This is a genomic window from Pseudoduganella sp. UC29_106 (assembly GCF_044055365.1).
In the GTDB taxonomy this organism is placed as follows: Bacteria; Pseudomonadota; Gammaproteobacteria; order Burkholderiales; family Burkholderiaceae_D; genus Rugamonas.
The window spans coordinates 4,289,555-4,311,850 of sequence record NZ_CP171977.1 but is presented as its reverse complement, the minus strand read 5'-3'; the positions used below and the strand labels follow the sequence as shown (position 1 = coordinate 4,311,850).

Sequence of the window (22,296 nt, the reverse complement as noted above, 5' to 3'; positions counted from 1 at the left end):
CCATGAATCGCCTGCTCCCCCTTCGCCAGCTCCTCCCGCTGCTGCTAGCCCTCAGCGCCGCCCCCGCGCCAGCCGGCGCCTCTGCGCCCGCCGCCACCGCCACCTCCGCCGCCACCATCGCGTTCGTGCCCGCCGGATCTGCGGCAGCGACAGTCGTAGCGGCCGCCGCTGCATCCGCGCCTGCCGCCGTCGAGCGCTGGTCGAGCACCGACATCGTGCTGTCCGGCCCGAGCACCGGCAGCCCATTCCTGGAAGTCGACCTCTCGGCCACTTTCCGCAACGGCGACCGCACGCTGAAAGTCCCTGGCTTCTACGATGGCGACGGCCGCTACATCGTCCGCTTCATGCCAGACAAAGAAGGCGCTTGGACCTACGAGACGCGAAGCAACGCCCCAAGCCTGAACGGCCAAAAAGGCACAATCACCGCGACGCCAGCAAGTAAAAGCAACCACGGCCCGGTCAGAGTCAAGAACACCTGGCACTTTGCCTACGAAGACGGCACGCCGTACTGGCAAGTCGGCACCACGAGTTACGCCTGGACCCACCAGACCGAAGAACTCGAGCAGCAAACCCTGCGCACGCTGGCAGCCGCGCCCTTCAACAAGTTGCGTATGGGCGTCTTCCCCAAGCACTACGAATACAACAAGAATGAACCGCGCTACTACCCCTTCGAAGGCCAGCCACCGAAAACCTGGAACTTCAACCGCTTCAATCCGGAATTTTTCCGCCATCTCGAACAGCGCGTAGCGCAATTGCGCGAGCTCGGCATCGAAGCGGACATCATCCTCTTCCACCCTTACGATAAGGGTGCCTGGGGCTTCGACAGCATGCCGCCCGAAGTCAATGAGCGCTACCTGCGCTACGTCGTCGCGCGCCTGGCCGCCTACCGCAACGTATGGTGGTCGATGGCCAACGAATTCGACTTCGTGAAGAGCAAGACCATGTCCGAGTGGGACAGCTACTTCAAAATTGTGCAGGCCACCGACCCGTGGCAGCACCTGCGCTCCATCCATAACGCCTTCGTTTTCTACAATCACACCCAGCCCTGGGTCACGCACGTGAGCGTGCAAAGCGGCGCCATCACCGAAGACTTCGAACGCGCGGTGCTGTTCCGCGACGTCTACAACAAGCCTGTCGTCTACGACGAAGTGAAGTACGAGGGCGACTTCAAGCAGCGCTGGGGCCAGCTCACGCCGGAGGAAATGGTGCTGCGCTTCTGGGAAGGCGCCATCGCCGGCACTTACGTTGGCCACAGCGAAACCTACCAGGACCCGAACGAAATCGCATGGTGGTCGAAAGGCGGCGTGCTGAAAGGACAAAGCCCGCAGCGCCTGGCTTTCTTCCGCAAGATCCTGAGCGAGAGCCCGTCCGAAGGACTCAACCCCATCGACAAATGGCAGGACTATCCCTTCGCCGGCAAGCACGCCGAATACTATCTTGGCTACTTCGGCGCCGAAAAGCCGACGTCCTGGCCCTTCGTGCTGTTCAAGACCGGCCTGAAAGACGGCATGAAATTCCGCGCCGAAGTGATCGACACCTGGAACATGACGGTCACGCCAGTCGATGGCGTATTCGAAATCAGGAAGCGTGACGAATACACCTTCGCCGACAGGAACCAGCGCAGCATCAACTTGCCGGGCCGTCCCTACATGGCCCTGCGCATCATTCGCATTCCATGAACCTGAAACTGATCGCCGCGGCATTCGCGGCAACGCTGTCTTTCGCCGCCGGCGCGGCATGTCCCGGCGGCGCCAGCTGGTGCCGCGACTTCGAACAGGGCAGCGGCACGTGGGACACCGCCGCGCCCGCGCCCTCGACTCGCGCCCAATCCGAAGCGCCCAACAAGCTGCTGCTCTCCCGCGCCGACGGCGTTGCGCACCTGGTCCCGGCCGCCGAAACGCAGGCGGTGAGCCAGGGCGCGCACTTTGTCGAAGCTCGCCTGCGGCCAGCCCAGGGCATAGGACAGGGCCTGATCATCGCCGCCTACGCCGACGAACGTAACTGGCTCGGATTCGGCCTGGACGTCAAGCCGGGCAGCGACCGTCTCAATCTCGTGGTCGTGCGCATGGAGGATGGCAAGCTGCGCTCCCTGAAGCGTGTTGGCCGCGAAGCCGATCCCGCAGGCAGCTTTTACACCATGCGCCTGGACCGGGACGGCAATCTGCTCACGCTGCATGTGAACGGCTTCCGCACCATCGGCATGGACGAACCCTCGCTACCGCCCGCTCGGGTTGGCGTTATGTCCACCGGCGGCGATTTCGAAGTGGACGATTTGCGTATTGGCGACATGAAGGTAGCTCCGGTCAGCATCGGCCTCGCGCGGCGCGGCCTGCAACTGAGCCTGCAGGCGGGCGGAGCCACCCAGCGCTACCCGGTGCGAACCCTGACGCGCGACGGCATCGCCGCCAGCGCGTTCACCGCACGCTCCTCCGACCCCGCCATCGCCGGCGTGGCAGTGCAGGGCCATATGCTGGTCGTCACACCCAAGCGCGGCGGCAAGGCGGCCATTACGCTGAGGGCCGTCAACGACGCCAATGTGGGACTCACGCTCAGCGCAAACGTGGCGCCGCCATTCGCGGAGTCGCGCCAGTCCTACGCGCTGCAAGGCCGGGTCGAGCCGGCAGTGGGCGCGCGCGATGTGCCGGTGGACAGCGTGCTGCGGCTCCGGTTCGACGGCGCGCCCACGCTGGGCGCCACAGGCACCGTACGCGTCTGGCGCGCATCCGACAACAAGCTGGTTGACGAAATCCATGTCGGCCACGAAGTCAACGCCATCGGCGACACGCCGGACGGCTATCAGCGCGTGGTGCGCTGGCAGCCCATCCAGCTGGACGGCAACAAGGCCACCATCCGCCTGCACGACAACCGACTCGCGTATGGCGCCGAATACTACGCCTCCGTTGACGGCAAGCTGTTCGCCAACGCCAGCCTGGCGGGCAAGCGTTTCGACGGCATCGGCAAGGCTGCCGGCTGGCGCTTCCGCACCCGCGCCGCCGCACCGAAAGGCCGCTCGTTCAGTGTGGACGACGACGGCCAGGCCGACTTCCGCACCGTGCAGGGCGCCCTGAACCACGTGATGAAGAATGTGCCGCGGGCCGAGCCGGTGACGATCCGCATCGCCAATGGCCGCTATGAAGAGCTGCTTTACTTGCGCGGCAAGGACAATGTAACGCTGCGCGGCGAGAGCCGCGACGGCGTGGTGATCGCCGCCGAGAACAGCGACGGCCGCAACGCAGGCAGCGGCACCGGCCTTGCGCCGCTGGCGCCCGGCGCAAGCGGCGGCCGCTCGGTCTTCCTCGTGGAAGACACGGACATGCTGCAGCTGGACACGCTGACCGTCCACAATACGACCTGGAACAGCAAGACCATCGGCGGCCAGGCCGAAGCCGTGAACTTCAACAGCGAGGGGCGTTTCGTAGCCACTTATTCGAACTTCATCAGCGAGCAGGATACGATCCGCACCAACGGCTACGCATGGTTCTACCGCAGCCTGATCGCGGGAACCATCGATTTCATCTGGGGCTACAACCGTGCAGCGCTGTTCGAGGAATGCGAACTGCGCTCGCTTGGCCACAGCGGCGGCTCGGAGAAGGGCGGCTATGTGGTGCAGGCGCGCACGGTCGGCGCCGACGATCCTGGCTTCGTCTTCCTGAACAGCCGCTTCACGCACGGTCCCGGCCCGGCCGGCAACGACACGCTACCCGCTTCGATCTACCTGGCCCGCTTCGGCGTGCCGACGGCGTGGGACAAGGTCGTCCACATCAACAGCCGTATCGACAGGCACATTGCGCCCGCCGGCTGGCAGGGCGAGCCGCGCGGCGGTACGGGCTGGTTCGAGTACAACAGCATGGACCTGGGCGGCAAGCCGCTCGACCTGTCCGCGCGCAAGGGCGGTAGTGCGCTGAGCGCCGCCGAAGCCGAGCGCTTCTCCTCGCGCGCAGCCGTGTTTGCGGGCTTCGATAATGGCAAGGGCTGGAATCCGCGGGTGGACGAATACCGCAATCCGATCCTGCACGCGGACTATTCGGACCCGGATGCGATCCGCGTCGGTGATACCTATTACATGACTGCGTCCAGCTTCAACAGCGTTCCTGGATTGCCGCTGCTGACGTCAAAAGACCTCGTGCACTGGTCCCTGGTTGGCCACGCCTTGCCGCGTCTTGTGCCCGAAGCGCATTTCTCCACGCCGCGCTATGGCGATGGCGTGTGGGCGCCGTGCCTGCGCTATCACGATGGCAAGTTCTGGATCTTCTATCCCGATCCGGATTTCGGCGTGTATGTGATCACGGCCGAGAATTTCGCCGGTCCCTGGAGCGCGCCGCACCTGCTCTTGCCGGGCAAAGGCATCATCGATCCCACGCCGTTGTGGGACGACGATGGCCGCGCCTATCTCTTGCACGCCTGGGCCAAGAGCCGCGCCGGCTTCAACAATGTGCTGACCGTGCGCCAGATGTCGCCTGATGGGCGCCGCCTGCTGGACGACAAGGGTCCCGTGGTCATCGATGGCAACAAGCTCGCCGGCTACAAGACGCTTGAGGGCCCCAAGTTCTATAAGCACGAGGGCTGGTACTACGTGTTCGCGCCGGCCGGCGGCGTGGAGGAGGGCTGGCAGGCCGTATTCCGTTCGCGCAGCATCTACGGTCCCTACGAGGACCGCGTCGTCATGGAGCAGGGCGCCGCTTCCACGAACGGCCCGCACCAGGGCGCCTGGGTCCGCGCGCAGGATGGCAGCGACTGGTTCATCCACTTCCAGGACAAGAAGGCCTACGGCCGCATCACCCACCTTCAACCCATGCAGTGGCGCGACGGCTGGCCCCTGATCGGCGCCCCGGGCCCTAAACCCGGCACCGGCAACCCAGTCGCCGCCTGGCGCTCCCCCGTCCCCGCGTCCGCCCCTCTGACCGCGTTCGCTCGTGCGCCCGTGTCCGCGCAGCCCTCCGCGGCGATCGCGCCAACGCCTGCATCAGCTGGCGCCATCGCAGCCGCGCCAACAGCGACGCCGACCGACCGTCCTCGCGCGCCGGCTGTCCTGCGAGCCGACGCAGCTCTCAACGCGCCGGCCGATGCTCCGGCGGCGAGCGACGAATTCAGTGAAACGGGTCTCGGCCCGCAATGGCAATGGAACGCCAACCCGCAGCAAAACTGGGCCTCGCTGACCGTCCATCCCGGCTGGCTGCGCCTTCCAGTGCAGGCGGCGCCCGCGGCCAACGATTATGTGCGGGCCGCTCCGAACATCCTCACGCAAAAACTCCCGGCCGAAGAATTTACCGTCGACACGCGCATAGAACTCGCAAAAGCAGAAAACGGCGACCGCGCCGGCTTGATCCTGAACGCCATGAGCTACGCCTGGCTCGGCCTGCGCAAGCATGAAGGACGCAATCAGCTGGTCTACACAACGTGCACGCCAGCCGCGATGCGCTGCACGGAGCAGGCAACAGTCGTCATGGACAACGCCCCGGCAGCGCTTCACCTGCGCATGCAAATCAAGCCAGGCGCCCAGGCCGAATTCGCCTACAGCACTGACGGACAAACCTACACGCCGGCCGGCCAACAATTCGGCGCCTCCAAAGGACGCTGGGTCGGTGCGCAGATGGGACTTTTCAGCACCGGCGTCCAACCTGGCGCCGGCTACCTTGACGTTGACTACTTCCGAGTAAGGCCATGACCACAACCCGCCGCACCATCCTGAAAGCCGCCGCCAGCGCCGGCGCGATCGCCAGCACCGGCTGGCCCGCCCTGGCCGCCGCACAGGCCGCGCAAGCCGCCGACCCGTGGGCCCGCGCCCAGCAGATCATCGACCGCTTCGCCAAGCCGCTCAGCTTCCCGAACAAGGATTTCCCGATCACCGATTTCGGCGCCAAACCCTGCAAACGGGTAAAAATCCAGGGCCTGGTCGAAGTGAAAGTCAAAGGCGAACTCGAAACGCCCGCGCCGCAATCGCCGGACGCCTACCCGGCGATTAAAGCCGCCATCGCCGCAGCGAGCAAGGCCGGAGGAGGGCGGGTGCTGATCCCTGCCGGCAACTGGTACTGCAAAGGTCCCATCGTGCTGCTGTCCGACGTGCACGTGCACCTTGCCAAGGGCGCGCAAGTCTACTTCAGCGCTAACGCCAAGGACTTCGCCCGCGACGGCGACTACGATTGCGGCGACCACGGAAAGCTGGTGCTCTCGCGCTGGCAAGGCAATGACTGCCTGAACTTCTCGCCCATGGTCTACGCGCGCGGACAAAAGAATATCGCCATTACCGGTGAAGACTGGACCAGCATCCTGAACGGCCAGGCCGGCGTGCCCTTCGAAGACGGCAGCGGCAACGGCTGGTGGGGCATGAACCCTGCCGGCGCGGCGCCCGGCAGCACCACGCACCAGGGCGCGGCCAATCCGAACAACGCCGAGGAGCCGATCGCCAGACTGCCCACGCGCCACGCCAACTGGAGCGCCGACGACAAGTACCTGCCGCTGCTGTCCGAAGCCGGCGTGCCCGCCGAGCGCCGCGTATTCGGCCTGGGCCACTACCTGCGCCCGTCGATGGTCGAATTCGTCGACTGCGAGGATGTGCTGATGCAGGGCTACCAGGTCATCAACACGCCGTTCTGGATTCACCATCCGGTCAACTCGCGCAACATCCACTTCTCCAAAGTGCGCATGGAAAGCATCGGCCCGAATTCGGACGGTTTCGATCCCGAGTCCTGCGACACCATCCTCGTCGAAGGCTGCCTGTTCAACACCGGCGATGATTGCATCGCCATCAAATCCGGCAAGAACCGCGACTCGCAATACGGCCCAACGCGCAATATGGTGGTCCAGAACTGCATCATGAACCGCGGCCACGGCGGCGTTACGCTGGGCAGCGAAATGGCGGGCGGTATCGAGCATATCTATGCGCAGAAGATCGAATTCCGCAACGCGTTCTGGGACCACGACCCGCTGGGCACTGCCATCCGCATGAAAACGAACATGAATCGTGGCGGCTACCTGCGCCACTTCTATGTGCGCGATGTGACGCTGCCGAACGGCGTGCGCACCAAGGGCGGCTTCTACAAAACCCTGCCGGGATCTCCGCTGGCAGGCAAGGTCTCCACCAGCGGCGGCGCCGTGATCACCATCGACTGCGATTACGCGCCCAATGACGACAGCGTGCGCGTGCGGCCGCCGCAGGTGTCCGACGTGCATATCTCGAATGTCCGCGTCAGCAATGTGAAAGTGGCCGAAGGGTCGTTCTCCTGCTATCAGGCCATGGTGCTGCTCGGTCCCGTGGCGGCCAGCTTCAACGGCGCGCCCGGCACAGCCATCCTGCCGATCACGAATGTCACCGTCAGCGACTCGGACTTCGGCACGCCGCGCAACGGCGCTGAGCCCTGGTTCGCCTACAACGTGCAGGGACTCAAGCTGCGCAATGTGCGCATCGATGGCAAGGAGTACAACGTATGAAGCGGCTGCGTCTTTTGCTTCTGGCCCTGTGCGGGCTGGTACTCTGCGGCCTTGCCCGCGCGGCTCCCGTCGAGCGCTGGGGCACCGCCCGAGATTACGCTGTCCGGTCCCAGCGCCGGCAACCCGTTCATGGAAGTCGATTTCGCGGCGACCTTCCGCCAGGGCAGCCGCACCGTCAAGGTGCCGGGCTTCTATGACGGCGACGGCAAATACATCATCCGTTTCATGCCGGACGCCCTCGGCGAATGGCAGTACGAAACGCAGAGCAATCGTCCCGAGCTGAATGGCAAGAAGGGCAGCGTTACCGCCGTCGCGCCTTCTGCAGGCAACCACGGTCCGGTGCGCGTGAAGAACACCTGGCACTTCGCCTACGAAGACGGCACCCCATACTGGCAGGTCGGCACTACGAGTTATGCGTGGACGCACCAGCCCGAGGCGCTGCAGCAGCAAACCCTGCGCACCCTGGCCGCATCCCCGTTCAACAAGATCCGCATGGCCGTGTTCCCGAACCATGACGACAAGAGCGTTCCGCCGCGCTACCCCTTTGCTGGCCAGCCGCCGAAAGCCTGGGATTTCACGCGCTTCAACCCGGAGTTTTTCCGCAACTTTGAGCAGCGCGTGGCGCAGTTGCGCGATATCGGCATTGAAGCGGACCTGATCCTCTTCCACCCTTACGACAAAGGCTACTGGGGCTTTGACCGGATGCCCGCCGCTGTCAATGAGCGCTACCTGAAGTACGTCGTCGCGCGCCTGTCGGCCTATCGCAATGTGTGGTGGTCGATGGCGAACGAGTTCGACTTCCTGAAAGAGAAGACGATGGCGGACTGGGACAGCTACTTCCAGATCGTGCAGTCCAGCGACCCATACAACCACCTGCGTTCCATCCACAATGCCTTCGTGATCTACAACCACACCAAGCCGTGGGTGACGCACGTGAGCGTGCAAAGCGGTGCGATTGCCGAAGACTTCGAGCGTGCGGTGCTGTTCCGCGATGTGTACAACAAACCTGTGGTGTATGACGAAGTCAAATACGAAGGCGACTTTACGCGCCGCTGGGGGGCAACTGAAGCCGGAGGAGCTGGTGCTGCGCTTCTGGGAAGGCGCGATTGCCGGCACCTATGTCGGCCACAGCGAAAGCTACCAGGAGCCGAATGGCATGATGTGGCTTGGGCGCGGCGGAACGATGCGCGGACAAAGCCCGCCGCGGCTGGCTTTCTTCCGCAAGATCCTCAGCGAGAGCCCAGCCGAGGGGCTGGAGCCGATCGACAAGTGGCAGAATTATCCGTTTGCAGGCAAACACGCCCAGTACTACCTTGGCTACTTCGGTACGCAGAAACCTGCGAGCTGGCCGGTAATGCTGTTCAAGACCGATTTGAAGGATGGGATGAAGTTCCGGGCCGAAGTCATCGACACCTGGAATATGACGGTGGCGCCGGTTGATGGCGTGTTCGAGATCCGTAAGCATGACGATTACTACTTCGCCGATAAGGACGGGCGCAGCATTCCGCTGCCGGGGCGTCCTTATATGGCGGTGCGGCTGGTGAGGGTGCCATGAACCGTGGCGTGATCGTTCTGCTGGCCGCCGCTCCGGCTGCGGCGCATGGCGCAGTGCTGGGGTATATGACGCCTGCGCAGCCGCTGACCGAAGCGCGCATTGCTGCGCTGCCGGCGTCGGAGCAGGGCGCCTGGCAGGCCTACCTCGCTCGCTCCCGCGCGGCCATGGACGCCGACAAGGGCGCGCTGGCCGCTGAACGCGCGGACATGCCGGCTGCGGCGATCCCGCCCGCGCCGCCGCACGGTGGCGGCGATGGCGGGATGGCGCGCAACCGTCCGGCTGCGTGGTATGGGACGCCGGAAGCGCGGCATGTTGCAGATAATATCGTCAGCTTCCAGACCCCTTCCGGCGGCTGGGGCAAGAACGTGGACCGCACGGGACCCGTGCGCCAGCGCGGACAGCACTACGTCTCCTTTGATGGCAAGGAATCCTGGAACTTCATCGGCACCATCGACAACAACGCCACTACGAGTGAGCTGAAATTCCTCGCGCGCGTCCAGGCGCAAACGCCCGGCGCTGCAGGCGACGAATACCGGAAGGCAGCCCTGCGCGGCGTCAGCTACCTGTTGAACTCACAATATCCCAACGGCGGCTTCCCGCAAGTCTATCCGCTGCAAGGCGGCTACCACGACGCCATCACCTTCAACGACGATGCCTTCGCCAATGTCCTGCAAGTGCTGCTGGAAGTGGCGAACCGCAGGAGCGACTATGCCTTCGTACCTGAGACTGTAGCGGCGGATGCCCGCACGGCCGCTGACAAGGCGATCCGAGTCCTGCTGGCGAGCCAGATCATGGTTGACGGCGTGCGCACCGCCTGGTGCCAGCAGCATGACGCAATCACGCTGGCCCCGGTCGGCGCGCGCAATTTCGAACCGGCCGCGCTGACCAGCACGGAAAGCGCGCGCCTGCTGGTGCTGCTGATGCAGCTGTCCGATCCTAGCCCGGAGCTGAAGGCGTCAATCGATGCGGGGATGTCCTGGCTGCAGAAGGTGGCGCTGCCGGGGAATGTCTGGGCGCGCTACTATGACCTGAAGACGATGAGGCCGATCTTTGGGGATCGTGACCGCAGCATCCACGATGATGTGAAGGAACTGAGCGAGGAGAGGCAAAAAGGCTATGGCTGGTTCAGTAACGGACCAGCCAAAGCTAAACAGGCTTTTGAGGCCTGGACGCGCAAACCTTGAACCAGGGGCGGAAGCTGGTGGCTGCCACGATGTGGCAGCCACCTGGGGTAACGCCGCGGATTTTAGTGGTGCTCGCGGTAGTCGGCCTGGGTGCCCTTGTCCATGTAATGGTAGGTGCGTACCTTGTAGTCGACGGCGATCTTCGGATTCGTGATGAGGCGGATCATCTCGGCGCCAGCCAGGAGCGTGGGACCATAACCATGCAGGGCGTGCACGCTGGTTGGACGGTTGTAGTAGTAGGTCTGGTCGCCCGCGAAGGTGGTGCCGACGCAGGTGCCTTCCACCTGGCCTTCGGCGTTAATGCGGGCTGAGAGGGCGTTCCACCCTGCTTGCGCAATCGAACCGTAGGTGGTCGGGTTGATCCAGCCTTCATTGATCGCGTGCGCGATCACATAGGTGAACATCGCGCTGGCCGAAGTCTCCAGGTAGGAGTCGTTACGGTCGATCATCTGGTGCCACAGGCCCGCGCCGGATTGCAGTTCGGCGATGCCCTTGATGGACTTGCGCAGCTGCGCCAGCACTTTCAGATAGCCGGGGTGATTCTTCGGCAGCACGTCCAGCAGGTCGGACATCGCCAGCACCGCCCAGCCATTGGCGCGCGCCCAGTAGAAGCGCGGCGCATCCGTATGGTTGGCGTTCCAGCCGTGGGTGTAGAGGTTCAGCTGATCGTTGAACAGGTACTTCGACATGTTCAGCACATTCTTCACGGCGTCATCGTAGTAAGCCTGCTTGCCGGTCAGGTGGCCCGCTTCGGCCAGCGCCGGCACGCCCATGTAGAAGTCATCGCCCCACAGCGACCAGGCTTGCGGACGGTTGCGCGCCAGCGTGCCATCCTTCAGGCGCACCTGCTTGTTGGCCACCCAGTCCGTGCAGCTCGAAATGATGGGCGACAGGTCCGGCCCGATCTGGTTCAGGCGGGAGCGGATCATGGCCGCGCAGTAGGAACCGGCATCGTCCAGCGAGCGAGGGTCGATCAGGCGCGAGAAAGCGTTGTTGCGTTCCAGCTTGAACTGCTCCTCCTGCTTCTTGAAGTAGGGGTACATCTGGCCGATGAAGTTCAGGTGGCGCTCCGTCATCGCGGTAAAGCGCGCGTCACCAGTGACCTGGCGCGCCTTGATCAGGCCCGCGTGCACCACACCCATTTCATATACCATGATGCCGAAATCGCCCTTGGACGGCTCGATCGTGGCATCCGCCACCGGCGTGCCAAAGTCCGTGATCGGCTGGCCGGTCTTCTTGCTGACCACCTGGGTCGGCGTGACCTTGTCCAGGTAGGCGCGCACGCGATTCAGCGATTCCGTGATCTCGGCCACCTGCGGCATCTTGTAGGGAATTGGATAAGTGCCTTCGCCGGCATCGTTCTGGTTCTTGTTGTCCGGATTGCGGTACGGACCTTCAGCGAAGGCGGTGCTTGCCGACATGCCCAGCACGGCGGCCATCACGATAAGACTGGTTTTCAGTTTCAAGGCATTCCTCACTATCAGGCCGACAGGGCGGCATCCACGCGTTTGCCGGAGATGGTCACATTCTCCAGTTTCAGATTCTGCACGTTGTACAGGTAAAGCGGCTGGTCCTTGTTGACGGGATTGCCGAAGTCGCAGTCCCTGATGGTCACGCGGCGCACCGGCAGCACGCTCGGCATCGGTTGCGGGCCGTTGTAGTCGGAAGCCACAGGACCGAGGATCACTACGGCCTGGTAGCAGGAACCGCTCTTGCCGCCCTTGCTGATATTGCCCACGGTCACGTTGGAAATATGGACATCCGAAACTTCCGGCGGCCGCACGCGGATATTGTCCGCAGTCGGCGTGTAATCGCAGTCGAAGGTGACAACTGCGCCGGCGGCCGTGGCCACGGTGCGCGAAGCGATCGGCGATCCGGGCAGGGAAGCATAGAACGATGGGCTGATCTGCACGCCGTTCGGAATGCGCACATTCTTCACGTAGAAGTGGCGCAGGTAGCCGCCGCGGTTCATATTTGTTTTCAGGCGGATCGCCGTGTTCAGCGGATTGGAGGCCCAGTTCTTGTTCTCGAAGACCAGGTCGCGCGCAAACACGTTCTCGATGCCGCCGGCCATTTCGGAGCCCAGCGTCACGGCGCCATGGCCGCTCTGCATGGTGCAGCCCTGGATCACGATGTTCTGCGACGGGCCGAATTGCGTGTCCCGGTTCTTGCCGGCCTTGATGGCGATGCAGTCGTCGCCCGTATCGAAGGTGCAGCGGTCCACCAGCACATGGTCGCAGGCTTCCGGGTCGAAGCCGTCGCTGTTGGGGCCCAGGCTCTCCGCATGTACATTGCGGATCACCAGGTTGCGGCAATGGACAGGGTGGTGCTGCCAGAACGGCGTGTTGATCACATGGTAGTTCTCCAGCAGCACATTGGTGCAGCCGACGATGTGGATCATGGGCGGACGCAGGTAGTGGCCCTTGCCGAAGGCGCGCTGGCCGATCGGCACGCCCGCCTCGGACAGCGCCGGCAAGTATTGCTCGTCATGGCTCCACTTGTTGCCTTCACCCTCGATATGCTTGCGTTCGGCCTCGCTCAGCCAGGGTGCTACCTGCGCCAGCGGCTTATTGCTCGGGTTTGGCGTAACCTGCGACAGCTGGCCCGCGCGATGGCCGGGAATGGTGTTCTGCGACACCGCATTCATCGTGCGGTTGCGGCCCTTCCACGTCCACCAGCATTCGCCCTCGGCGTTGAATGGCACGCCGCCCTGGCCATCCAGCACGGAAGTCCAGTCCTCGCCGGTGAGGGCGATATTGTCCTCGTTGAAGGCGTAGATCATGGACGAGTAATTCAGGCAATCATTGCTCTGCCAGCGCGACAGAGTCAGCTTGCCATTCGGCCCGCAGTCGTAGTCGCCGTACCTGGCATAGTCGTCCGGCTTCTGCGAGAAGAAAATGTGGGCTCCAGCCTGCAGGTGCACGTGCACGTTCGAGCGCAGCACGATCGGGCCGGCGCAGAACCAGTCGCCCTTCGGAATCACCACGCGGCCGCCGCCTGCCGCCACGCAGGCGTCGATAGCGGCCTTGAAGGCGGCATAGCAATCCTTCGCGTTTTCAGCCTGGGTCGGCAGCATTTCCTGGTCATCGTGCGAAGCCCAGGCTTTCACCTTGCGCGTGGCGCAGGGCGCCGCGCCGAACTCGGTGACCACGAAGTCGCGCTTGGGGAAGTTCATGGGCCGCTTCAGGCGGTTGACAATGGCGTCGGCCACCAGCCAGGGATCGCCGGAAACGCCTGCACGCACGGGCAGTGCGAGCGCTGCGCCGGCGCCGGCGGCGAGTTTCAGCATCCCGCGGCGGGAAAAATTCGAAACCTGCATGTGTCTCCTCAGTTGTAGTATTTATTCAGTGCCGGCACCGCGCGGTGCAATTCATCGGCCACGATGCCCGAGAACAGGCGCGCGCCTTTGTCGCCGAGATGGGTGCGGTCGAACTTCGGTTCAGGCTTCGGGGCTTCGGCCAGCGTGTCGGCTTCCGCTTCGCCCATCGCTTGCACGGCGGCCTGGCTGTCCGTGTTCAGGTCGAGCAGCGGCGCCTTCGTTTCGCCCGCGGCGAGCCGCGTGGCGGCAGCCCAGGGGGCGAGGTCATTGCTCAGCCACTGGCCCTTGAACTGGCGTCGGGTGAGGGGAGTCACCAGCACCGGCGTTCCGCCCGCTTCCTGCACTTCGCGCGCATAGCGGGCCATATTGATGGGGAATTCCTTCACCAGGTCGGTGGAGCGGCCAGGCTTGCCTGGCTGGTCGTTGTGGCCGAACTGGATCAAAACATAGGTCGGCTTGCCGGCGGATTCTCGCACCAGCTGCAGCGCCTTGTCCCACAGGCCTTCGGCGCGGAAGGACGAAGTGGAGCGGCCGCCCTTGGCGAGGTTGATGCAGTCGACAGCGGCTGTGAAGCGAGCGCAGAGGGCGTCGCCATAGCCGCTGCGGGTGGCCATGGTCGAATCGCCGACAAGGATTACCCGGACATCAGCCGCGGAGGCAGAGCCGGCGAAACCGGAGGAGGCGGCAAGGGCCAGGCCGAACGTGGCCAGCCAGCGCGTAGAACGCGAGGTCATAAGTCAGAGTCTCCATCTGTTTTATGTAGAGCACCTCGCGTACTCCGTGCCGTTATCGACAGGGGCCGCGCGCAGGCGGCCGTGGTCTCACGGTCAATCTTATTGTTATCAACCGCGCGAGAAGGTGCGCGTAACCCGTTCAAGGTGAGCCCGCATGGCCTGGCGTGCACCGGCGGGATCGTGATTGGCAATGGCAAGGAAGATCTGGCGGTGGTCGCTCAGGGTTTCCTTGCGCAGTTCTTCGGTACGGAAGTGTTCCTTCAGCTTGTGCCACAGGCGGCCGCGCTGATCCCACAGATAAGTCATCACGCCTACCAGCGCGCTGTTGCCGGTGGCGGCGGCGATCGCCAGGTGGAAGTTGCGGTCAAGGTGTTCGTTGGTGGAGTAATTGTCGTGGTGCTTTTCCATCTCTTCCACGGCGCGCAGGATCGCGTCGATCGCGCCGTCGGTGGCTACCCGCGCAGCAATGGCGGCGACTTCGGACTCGATCAGGCGGCGCGCGGACAGCACTTCAAACGGGCCGGGTCCTTCTTCGGAGAGGGATTTCGGTTCTTCCGACTTGGCGGCGACATAAACGCCCGAACCGCCGCGCACTTCCACGACACCCGAGAGTTCCAGCGCAATCAGCGCTTCGCGCAGTGAAGCACGGCTGACGGCCAGCTTGGCGGAAAGGTCGCGCTCGGAGGGCAGGCGCTCGCCGGCGGCAATGCCTTCCTCGGCAATCATGACCTGGATCTTGTCCGCCACCTGGCGGTACAGGCGGGTTTCCGGTGCGACCAGTTCTGGCAATTTTTTTGGTGTCGCGTTCATCTGCATTCTTTTCGCGTAAGTGGTATGTTGGATTCTAAAGCGGTCAGACCAAATAAGCAATGCGGACTAGCCAAAATGATTTATTTCGGCCATACTGAATTTAAGAAAACCCACAGTTCCGGTCCTGCCGCCCCTGAAAATCAACAGTTTATGACATCTTCCGTCCCCGCATCATTCTGATGCATGACAATGATAATGTTGCAATCGTGGTAAATGACGGTGGCCTGACCAGTGGCACAGTGCTCGAAAGCGGCCTGGTTCTGAAGGATGGCGTGCCGCAGGGTCACAAGGTGGCCCTGGCCGACCTGAAAGAGAACGACCCGATCCGCCGCTACAACGTCACCATTGGCTTCGCCGCGCGCGACATCCCGGCCGGCAGCTGGATCAGCGAAGCGCTGGTGAAAATGCCTGAAGCGCGCGCCCTCGACGATCTGCCCATTGCCAACGCACCCGCGCCCCATATGGCGCCGCTCGAAGGCTATACCTTCCAGGGCTACCGCAATCCGGATGGCAGCGTGGGCACGCGCAATCTGCTGGCTATTACGACCACCGTGCAATGTGTGGCGGGCGTAGTGGAACACGCGGCGCGCCGCATTCGCACCGAACTGCTGCCCAAGTATCCAAATGTGGAAGACGTGGTGGCGCTGGAGCACAGCTACGGCTGCGGCGTGGCCATCGATGCGCCGGACGGCGTGATCCCCATCCGCACGCTGCGCAATATCAGCCTGAATCCGAATTTCGGCGGCCAAGCCATGATCGTGAGCCTGGGCTGCGAGAAGCTGCAGCCGCAACGCCTGCTGCCGCGCGGCGTGATTCCCATCAAGGGCAGCCTGGATGCGGACGTGCCGGTGGTCTGCCTGCAGGATGCGGCGCATGTCGGCTTCGAATCCATGATCCAGTCCATCATGGCGCAGGCGGAGGAACACCTGAAAGTGCTGGATCAGCGCCGTCGCGAAACCGTGCCTGCCTCCGAGCTGGTGGTCGGCGTGCAGTGCGGCGGCAGCGATGCGTTTTCCGGCGTGACTGCGAATCCGGCCGTCGGCTATGCTACCGACCTGCTGGTGCGCGCCGGCGCCGCCGTAATGTTCTCGGAAACGACGGAAGTGCGCGACGGGATCGACCAGCTGACTTCGCGCGCCGTGTCGCCGGAAGTGGCCGAAGCCATGATCCGCGAGATGGCCTGGTACGACGAATACCTGAAGCGCGGCGGGGTTGACCGCAGCGCCAATACCACGCCGGGCAACAAGAAGGGCGGGCTGTCGAACATCGTGGAGAAGGCCATGGGTTCGATCGTGAAGTCCGGCTCCGCGCCGATTGCGGGTGTGCTGCCGCCGGGCGAGAAGCTGAAGCAGAAGGGCCTGATCTACGCCGCCACGCCGGCTTCGGACTTCATCTGCGGCACGCTGCAGGCGGCGGCAGGCATGAACCTCCATATCTTTACCACGGGGCGCGGCACGCCATATGGCCTGGCGCCTGTCCCCGTGATCAAGGTCGCCACCCGCGACGACCTGGCGCGCCGCTGGCACGACCTGATGGACGTGAACGCGGGCCGCATCGCCAGCGGCGAGGCATCCATCGCGGACGTCGGCTGGGAACTCTTCCACTTGATGCTCGATGTGGCGAGCGGGAAGAAGACCTGGGCCGAACATCATCGGCTTCATAACGCGCTGGTGCTCTTCAACCCGGCGCCCATAACCTGAGAGACAAACGATGCGCAGAAAACTCTTCCTGGTCCTGTCAATCGCCGCCGGCGCCGTGGGTACCGCAAATGCCGCTGAGCGCATGACGATCACCGTCAGCCACGATCTCGATGCGGCGCGGCCGTCCGAAACCATCTCCGTGCCTTGGACGTCCGTGAACGCGGCGCTGCCCGGCGCGCGCCTGCAGCAGATTGTGGTGAAGGATGCAAAGGGCCAGGCGCTGCCTTACCAGGTCACGAATGTGGCGCCGCAGCTGAAGGACCCGAAGAATGTGGGCGCGGCTTATGGCGAGCTGCTGTTCCAGCACAATTTCGCAAAGGGCGAGAAATCCGCGCGCTTCACGGTCGAGAAGATCGAAGGCATGGCGCCGGTGTTCCCGGCGAAGACCTTCGGCCGCTACGTGCCGGAGCGCCTGGACGATTTCGCCTGGGAGAACGACCGCATCGGCCACCGCATGTATGGCCCGGCGCTTGCCGCCCCGGCGCCCGCCGGTTCCGGCAAGGAGGTGCTGGTCACCAGCGGCATCGATATCTGGTTCAAGAAGGTCAGCTATCCGATCGTGGACCGCTGGTACAACAAGGGCCATGACCATTACCACGTCGATGAAGGCGAGGGCATGGACATGTACAACGTGGGCACCACGCGCGGCCTGGGCGGCACCGGCATCTGGGATGGCCAGCGCCTGTGGACTGGCCGTAACTACGCCACCTGGAAAGTGCTGGCGAACGGCCCCGTGCGCACGGTGTTCGAAGTCACCTACGACACCTGGGATGGCGGCGGCGTGGCCGTTTCCGAAACCAAGCGCATTTCGCTGGACGCGGGCCAGCAGTTCGACCGCGTCAGCAGCACCTTCCAGTTCGGCGGTCGTCCGGAGTTGACGGTGGCCGTCGGCGTCAACAAGACGCCTGCCGACAAGGGGCAGGAAGCCAGGGTGGATGCCGCCAACGACGCTGCCAGCGGCGCTGTGCTGCAGTGGGTGCACCAGAAGTCCAACGGCGATTTCGGCACGGCCGTTGCCATTCCTTCCGGCGGCGCCACCTTTGCCGAGGACGAGCGGAATTCGCTGGTGCTGGCCAAGGTGAAGTCGGGCGAACCTCTGCGCTACCTGATGGGCGCTGCGTGGGATCGCGCTTCAGAGTTCAAGCGCATGGACCAGTGGCGGGCCGCGGTGGCGGAGTTTATTGCCCGCGAGCGCAGTCCGCTGAAGGTTGCGGTGGACGGCCAGTAAGAACCCACGGCAAACCCGGGTGTCAGGCACGATGTGCCTGACACCCGTTACGCGCCTCGGACCAGGTGGCTGGCACATCGTGCCTGCCACCAGCATCTGCCTTGGGTTTCAAGCCTTGGCCGGAGCCGCAGCCTTCTGCGATCCCATCGCCACCTGCACCACCGAAGCCACCGCCACATTAATCAGCAATGCCACCAGGCCGGTGTAGATGGTGTACCCCACGCCCCCGACCATATAGGTATGCACCGGCTTGATGCCATCAGCCAGTGCCAGCCAGCTGCCGGAAATCAGTCCGGCCGCCCAGCCGGCCAGCAGGGCCGGGGCGCGATACCAACCGACCCACAGCCCGAACACCACGGCAGGGAAGGTCTGCAGGATCCACACGCCGCCCAGCAACTGCAGATCCAGCGCAAACTTGGTCGGCAGGAAGATGATGAAGACCAGCGCGCCCACCTTCACCACCAGGGACACCATCTTCGCCACTTTCGCTTCGCCCTCAGGGGTCACATTCGAATTGACGTAAGGCTTCCAGAAATTGCGCGTGAACAGATTGGCTGCGCCGATCGACATCACGGCAGCCGGCACCAGCGCACCGATGGCAATCGCCGCAAAGGCGAAGCCCGCGAACCAGCTGGGGAAGAGGGCGTTGAAGAGCGCCGGGACCACATCGTTATTGGTGGCGATCGGCAGGTGGGCCGCGTGAGCCATGAAGCCCAGCAGCGCGATCAGGCCAAGCAGGATGGTATAGGCCGGCAGGAAGACAGCGTTCTTGCGGATCGTGTCCGCGCTGTTGGCCGCGAAGATGCCGGTCAGCGTGTGCGGATACATGAAGGCGGCCAGCGCGGAGCCCAGCGCCAGGGTGGCGTAAGGCAGCAATTGCGACTGCTTCAACGTGACGCCGGTGGCGCCGCCCTTGGCTGCGAATGCGTCCTGCGCGGCGCTGAACACCGCGCCATAGCCGCCCAGCTTCGCCGGCACCAGCACCACGGCCACCAGCACCACGACATAGATCATCAGGTCCTTGACGAAGGCGATCAGCGCCGGCGCTCGCAGGCCGGCGGAGTAGGTGTACAGGGCCAGCACGATGAAGGCCGCCGCCAGCGGCAGCTCGCCCGTGAGGCCGAGGGCCTTGATCACCACTTCCATGCCCACCAGCTGCAGCGCAATATAGGGCATGGTCGCCACCACGCCCGTCAGCGCGACGGCGAATTCCAGTGCGCGCGAACTGTAGCGACCGTAGACCACGTCAGCCGCCGTCACGTGTTCGGCACGCTGGGCGGCCTGCCAGAGCTTGGGCATGATGATGAAGACGATGGGGTAGACAATGATCGTATAGGGCAGGGCGAAGAAACCGTAGGCGCCCACCGCATACACCAGCGCGGGAACCGCGATCACCGTGTACGCCGTGTAGAAGTCGCCGCCGACGAGGAACCAGGTGATCCAGGCGCCGAAGTTGCGGCCGCCCAGGCCCCACTCCTGCAGGTCGCCGCCGCCATGCTCGGTGCCGCCGCCTTGCCAGCGCGAGGCCAGGAAGCCCATTACGGTGACGAGCACAAAGAAGAAGATGAAGACGCCAAGCGCCGTCCAGTTGATCTGCATGTCCATCATTCTTCTCCCTTGTTCTTGCCGTTCTTGTAGACGAGCCAGATCAGCAGGGAAGTCACCGGTACCCAGGCGAACTGGTACCAGTAGAAGAAGGGGAAGCCGAATAGCCTGGGATTTTCGAAATTGTAGAGCGGCGTAAGGAGCAGCCCGATGAAGGGCAGCAGGAGCAGGATGCGCATGGCGTATCTCCTTTGCAGAGTTATTGTTCAGTCGACGACCACGATCCGCCCTGACATTTCCTCATGCCCGCTGCCACAGAAGTTATCGCATAAAAAATCGAACCTGCCGGTCTTCTGCGGAGTAAAGCGCACCTCGGTCACCCTGCCAGGCGGCAGGTCAACGCGGATTCCCAGTTCCGGCACTTTGAAGCCATGCACGAAGTCCAGGGACGTAATCGCCAACACCACCGGTGTGCCCCGCTTTACTGTTATCTCATCAGGACTGTAATGAAAGCGCTGGGCAGTGATCTGGATTGTAGTCTCATCCCCAGGTTCGTGCAGACGATGGCGCGCGCCGGCGCCCGCCAGAAGGGCGCCGCTCAGCAGCACCGCTGTTAAAGCCTTGATCCCGTTCATGATTTACACCGTCAGCTCGTTCAGGGTGAAGGGCAGCGGCTGGGCAGTGCGCACTTCGCGGAATCCCAGGCCCCGGTATGGGTGCTCCGCGTCCCACGGCAGGGGCACGCGCTTGTCCTGCGACCCTGGTGCCGGCAGGGGGAAGATCAGCGACTTCGACGCATGATGTTGGATGTGGGCCGTCTGGTGATGGTGTTCCTGGTGAATGTGGCCGTAGAATATGGTGACGTTCTGATAAGGCAGCAGCGCGGCCATGACTTTTTCGCCATCGCGCGTGGCCCAGTCCCACTTCGGGGCCAGGTCGAACAAGGGGCGGTGGGTCAGGATCACGATAGGCGCGCCGGTGGGTACTTTGGCCAGTTCGCCCTGCAGCCAGGCGATCTGCTCGTCGCCGACGCTGGCGCCGGGATCCGAGACATTGTCGACTGCGATGAAATGCACGCCGCGGTGGGCGAAGCTGTAGTGAGTGGGGCCGAACAATTCGATGAAGGCGGCGCCATGGTCCAGCGAGGCGTCATGTTCGCCGGGCAGGTAGTAGTGCTGTTTTACCTTGAGATCGGCGACGATCTGGCGGAATTCGCGCATGCGGCGGCGGCGCTCGTCCTGGTCGTCGGTGGTGTGGGTCAGGTCGCCGGTGAAGACGATGAAGTCGGGCTGCACCGGCAGGGCATTCACTGCCGCCACCGCCTTGGGCAAGGTGACGGCGGCGTCAGGATTGGCGGCGCCCTTGAAGCCCCAGTGGGTGTCCGACAGCTGGACGAAATAGAAATCGGCGTTGCCGCCGCGCGCCGTTTGCGCGCAGCCGGCAAGGCCGGAAGCAAACACCGCTCCGCCGCCAAGGGCGGCAAGCTGAAGGAAGTCGCGTCGCGTGATCATGGCATGCTCCTTAAGAGGGGGGACATGACTATCAGACGCGTGAGCGCCGTGAAATATTCCCGGCCTTCGACGGGAATAAACTGAGGGTTCACTACGTCTGGTTGAAGAAGGAGGACTCTTTGACTGCCAACAGGCCGCGATTCGAAGCGACAGTGCTGCCGCACCTGGATGCGGCATACAACCTCGCTTGCTGGCTGCTGCACGATGAGCAGGCTGCCCAGGACGTGGTGCAGGATGCCTGCCTGCGCGCCTGGCGTTTCTTCGACAGCCTGCGCGGCGAAGCGGTCAAGCCCTGGCTGCTGAGCATCGTACGCCACGCCTGCTTCGACTACCTACGCGCCCGCAAGCATGAGATGCTGCCGCTCGACGAAGAAGTTGAAGCGCAGTACCCCGACGAGGCGGACGGGCCGGAACAGCTGCTGCTCGTGCGCGTGCGCCGCGAACAGGTGGACGGCGCGATACGCGGCTTGCCCTGGGCTTTCCGCGAGGCGCTCGTGCTGCGCGAACTGGAGGCGCTATCGTATGAGGACATCGCCCGCATCACCGGCGTGCCGCTGGGGACCGTGATGTCGCGGCTGTCGCGCGCGCGGAAATTGTTGCGCCAGTCGCTGGGCGGACTGGATGAGGAACAGGCATCATGAAGCCGACAGACGATGAACTGAGCGCCCTGCTGCGCGAGCGGGCCAGCTATCACACCGCGCCGACTGCGCTGCGCCAGGCGATCCTGAAGCAGATCGGCGAATCGGCGCCGCCGCCGCGCTCCTGGCGCTGGCCCGAGCTGCTGCGCGCCCGCGCGGCCTGGCTGGCGGGCGGTTTCGCCTCCGGTGCGCTGGCCCTGTGGCTCGCGCTGCTCTGGTTGGCACCGGCGCCTGCCGATACGGCAGCGCTGCTGGTGGACAGCCATCTGCGTTCGCTGCAAGTGGATCACCTGACTGACGTGGCGTCCACGGACCAGCACACCGTCAAGCCCTGGTTCGCCGGCAAGCTCGATTACACCCCGCCCGTGCGCGACTTCGCAGCGCAAGGCTTCCCGCTGGCCGGCGCGCGGCTCGAAGTCCTGCAGGGCCGCACGGTGGCGGTGCTGGTGTACCGCCACCGCCTGCACTGGATCAATATGTTCATCCAGCCGACGGCCGCTGCAAACGCGCCGCCCCGCCATCTTGCCAGCCGGCGCGGCTTCCAGCTGGTGCAGTGGCATGGAGAGGGCATGCAGTACACGCTGGTGTCCGACCTGAACGCGCAGGAGCTGATGCAGCTGGCCGCGCACGCCGCCGCGCACTAG

The 22,296-nt window shown here is 64.0% G+C and carries 17 protein-coding genes and 1 pseudogene; 10 read left to right on the top strand and 8 right to left on the bottom strand.

The window, feature by feature from the left end; translation table 11 throughout:
- Positions 1-2 precede the first annotated feature (2 nt).
- The 6 genes and pseudogenes from ACHMW6_RS21480 to pelA all read left to right on the top strand — a co-directional run bounded on the left by ACHMW6_RS21480 (position 3) and on the right by pelA (position 10,167).
- Positions 3-1,679 carry a DUF5060 domain-containing protein gene (locus tag ACHMW6_RS21480; RefSeq protein WP_395399743.1) on the top strand — a complete coding sequence of 559 codons (1,677 nt, stop codon included), beginning with the start codon at positions 3-5 and terminating at the stop codon, positions 1,677-1,679.
- Positions 1,676-5,665 (top strand): pectinesterase family protein, encoded by a 3,990-nt coding sequence (locus ACHMW6_RS21475; RefSeq protein ID WP_395399741.1) that lies wholly within the window; start codon positions 1,676-1,678, stop codon positions 5,663-5,665. The genes ACHMW6_RS21480 and ACHMW6_RS21475 overlap by 4 nt, the downstream gene beginning before the upstream one ends.
- Complete coding sequence (locus ACHMW6_RS21470) at positions 5,662-7,428, top strand: glycoside hydrolase family 28 protein (RefSeq protein WP_395399739.1); 1,767 nt, start codon at positions 5,662-5,664, stop codon at positions 7,426-7,428. Before ACHMW6_RS21475 ends, ACHMW6_RS21470 begins: the two co-directional genes overlap by 4 nt.
- A gap of 129 nt (positions 7,429-7,557) precedes the next feature.
- Positions 7,558-8,430 (top strand): annotated as a pseudogene (locus tag ACHMW6_RS21465) (DUF5060 domain-containing protein); the annotation flags it as partial.
- Entirely contained in the window at positions 8,420-8,983 is a 564-nt protein-coding gene (locus ACHMW6_RS21460) for a DUF5605 domain-containing protein (RefSeq protein ID WP_395408682.1), read from the top strand. The pseudogene ACHMW6_RS21465 and the gene ACHMW6_RS21460, both read left to right, overlap by 11 nt.
- Positions 8,980-10,167 (top strand): pectate lyase, encoded by a 1,188-nt coding sequence (gene pelA, locus ACHMW6_RS21455; RefSeq protein ID WP_395399737.1) that lies wholly within the window; start codon positions 8,980-8,982, stop codon positions 10,165-10,167. The genes ACHMW6_RS21460 and pelA overlap by 4 nt, the downstream gene beginning before the upstream one ends.
- A gap of 62 nt (positions 10,168-10,229) precedes the next feature.
- On the opposite strand, the gene ACHMW6_RS21450 is transcribed toward pelA, so the two are convergent.
- From ACHMW6_RS21450 to ACHMW6_RS21435, 4 genes are all read right to left on the bottom strand, one after another.
- Positions 10,230-11,633, bottom strand: coding sequence for a glycoside hydrolase family 105 protein (locus ACHMW6_RS21450; RefSeq protein WP_395399735.1), 1,404 nt, complete (start codon positions 11,631-11,633; stop codon positions 10,230-10,232).
- A gap of 14 nt (positions 11,634-11,647) precedes the next feature.
- Positions 11,648-13,486: a glycoside hydrolase family 28 protein gene (locus ACHMW6_RS21445; RefSeq protein ID WP_395399733.1), complete on the bottom strand. Its 1,839-nt coding sequence runs from the start codon at positions 13,484-13,486 to the stop codon at positions 11,648-11,650.
- 8 nt (positions 13,487-13,494) lie between these two features.
- Positions 13,495-14,220: a rhamnogalacturonan acetylesterase gene (locus ACHMW6_RS21440; protein ID WP_395399731.1), complete on the bottom strand. Its 726-nt coding sequence runs from the start codon at positions 14,218-14,220 to the stop codon at positions 13,495-13,497.
- 108 nt (positions 14,221-14,328) lie between these two features.
- A complete protein-coding gene (locus tag ACHMW6_RS21435) occupies positions 14,329-15,030 on the bottom strand; it encodes a FadR/GntR family transcriptional regulator (RefSeq protein WP_395399729.1) in 702 nt (233 codons plus the stop codon).
- A gap of 179 nt (positions 15,031-15,209) precedes the next feature.
- On the opposite strand from ACHMW6_RS21435, the gene garD reads away from it, so the two are divergent.
- The gene (gene garD, locus ACHMW6_RS21430; RefSeq protein ID WP_395399727.1) at positions 15,210-16,730 is read left to right on the top strand and encodes a galactarate dehydratase; all 1,521 of its coding nucleotides are present in this window, start codon (positions 15,210-15,212) and stop codon (positions 16,728-16,730) included.
- A 10-nt stretch (positions 16,731-16,740) separates the two neighbouring features.
- Positions 16,741-17,958 (top strand): DUF4861 family protein, encoded by a 1,218-nt coding sequence (locus ACHMW6_RS21425; protein WP_395399725.1) that lies wholly within the window; start codon positions 16,741-16,743, stop codon positions 17,956-17,958.
- Positions 17,959-18,066: 108 nt separating this feature from the next.
- On the opposite strand, the gene mctP is transcribed toward ACHMW6_RS21425, so the two are convergent.
- Genes mctP through ACHMW6_RS21405 form a run of 4 tightly spaced genes read right to left on the bottom strand, consistent with a single transcriptional unit; the run spans position 18,067 to position 21,014 of the window.
- Positions 18,067-19,563 carry a monocarboxylate uptake permease MctP gene (gene mctP, locus ACHMW6_RS21420; RefSeq protein ID WP_395408681.1) on the bottom strand — a complete coding sequence of 499 codons (1,497 nt, stop codon included), beginning with the start codon at positions 19,561-19,563 and terminating at the stop codon, positions 18,067-18,069.
- Entirely contained in the window at positions 19,563-19,742 is a 180-nt protein-coding gene (locus ACHMW6_RS21415) for a DUF3311 domain-containing protein (protein WP_395399723.1), read from the bottom strand. The genes mctP and ACHMW6_RS21415 overlap by 1 nt, the downstream gene beginning before the upstream one ends.
- Positions 19,743-19,769: 27 nt before the next feature.
- Complete coding sequence (locus ACHMW6_RS21410) at positions 19,770-20,138, bottom strand: cupredoxin domain-containing protein (protein WP_395399721.1); 369 nt, start codon at positions 20,136-20,138, stop codon at positions 19,770-19,772.
- 3 nt (positions 20,139-20,141) lie between these two features.
- Positions 20,142-21,014 carry a metallophosphoesterase family protein gene (locus ACHMW6_RS21405; protein WP_395399719.1) on the bottom strand — a complete coding sequence of 291 codons (873 nt, stop codon included), beginning with the start codon at positions 21,012-21,014 and terminating at the stop codon, positions 20,142-20,144.
- 119 nt (positions 21,015-21,133) lie between these two features.
- Between ACHMW6_RS21405 and ACHMW6_RS21400 the strand changes: the two genes are divergently transcribed.
- Positions 21,134-21,655, top strand: a complete 522-nt coding sequence (locus tag ACHMW6_RS21400; protein WP_395399717.1) for a sigma-70 family RNA polymerase sigma factor — start codon at positions 21,134-21,136, stop codon at positions 21,653-21,655.
- A complete protein-coding gene (locus tag ACHMW6_RS21395) occupies positions 21,652-22,296 on the top strand; it encodes an anti-sigma factor (RefSeq protein WP_395399715.1) in 645 nt (214 codons plus the stop codon). The genes ACHMW6_RS21400 and ACHMW6_RS21395 overlap by 4 nt, the downstream gene beginning before the upstream one ends.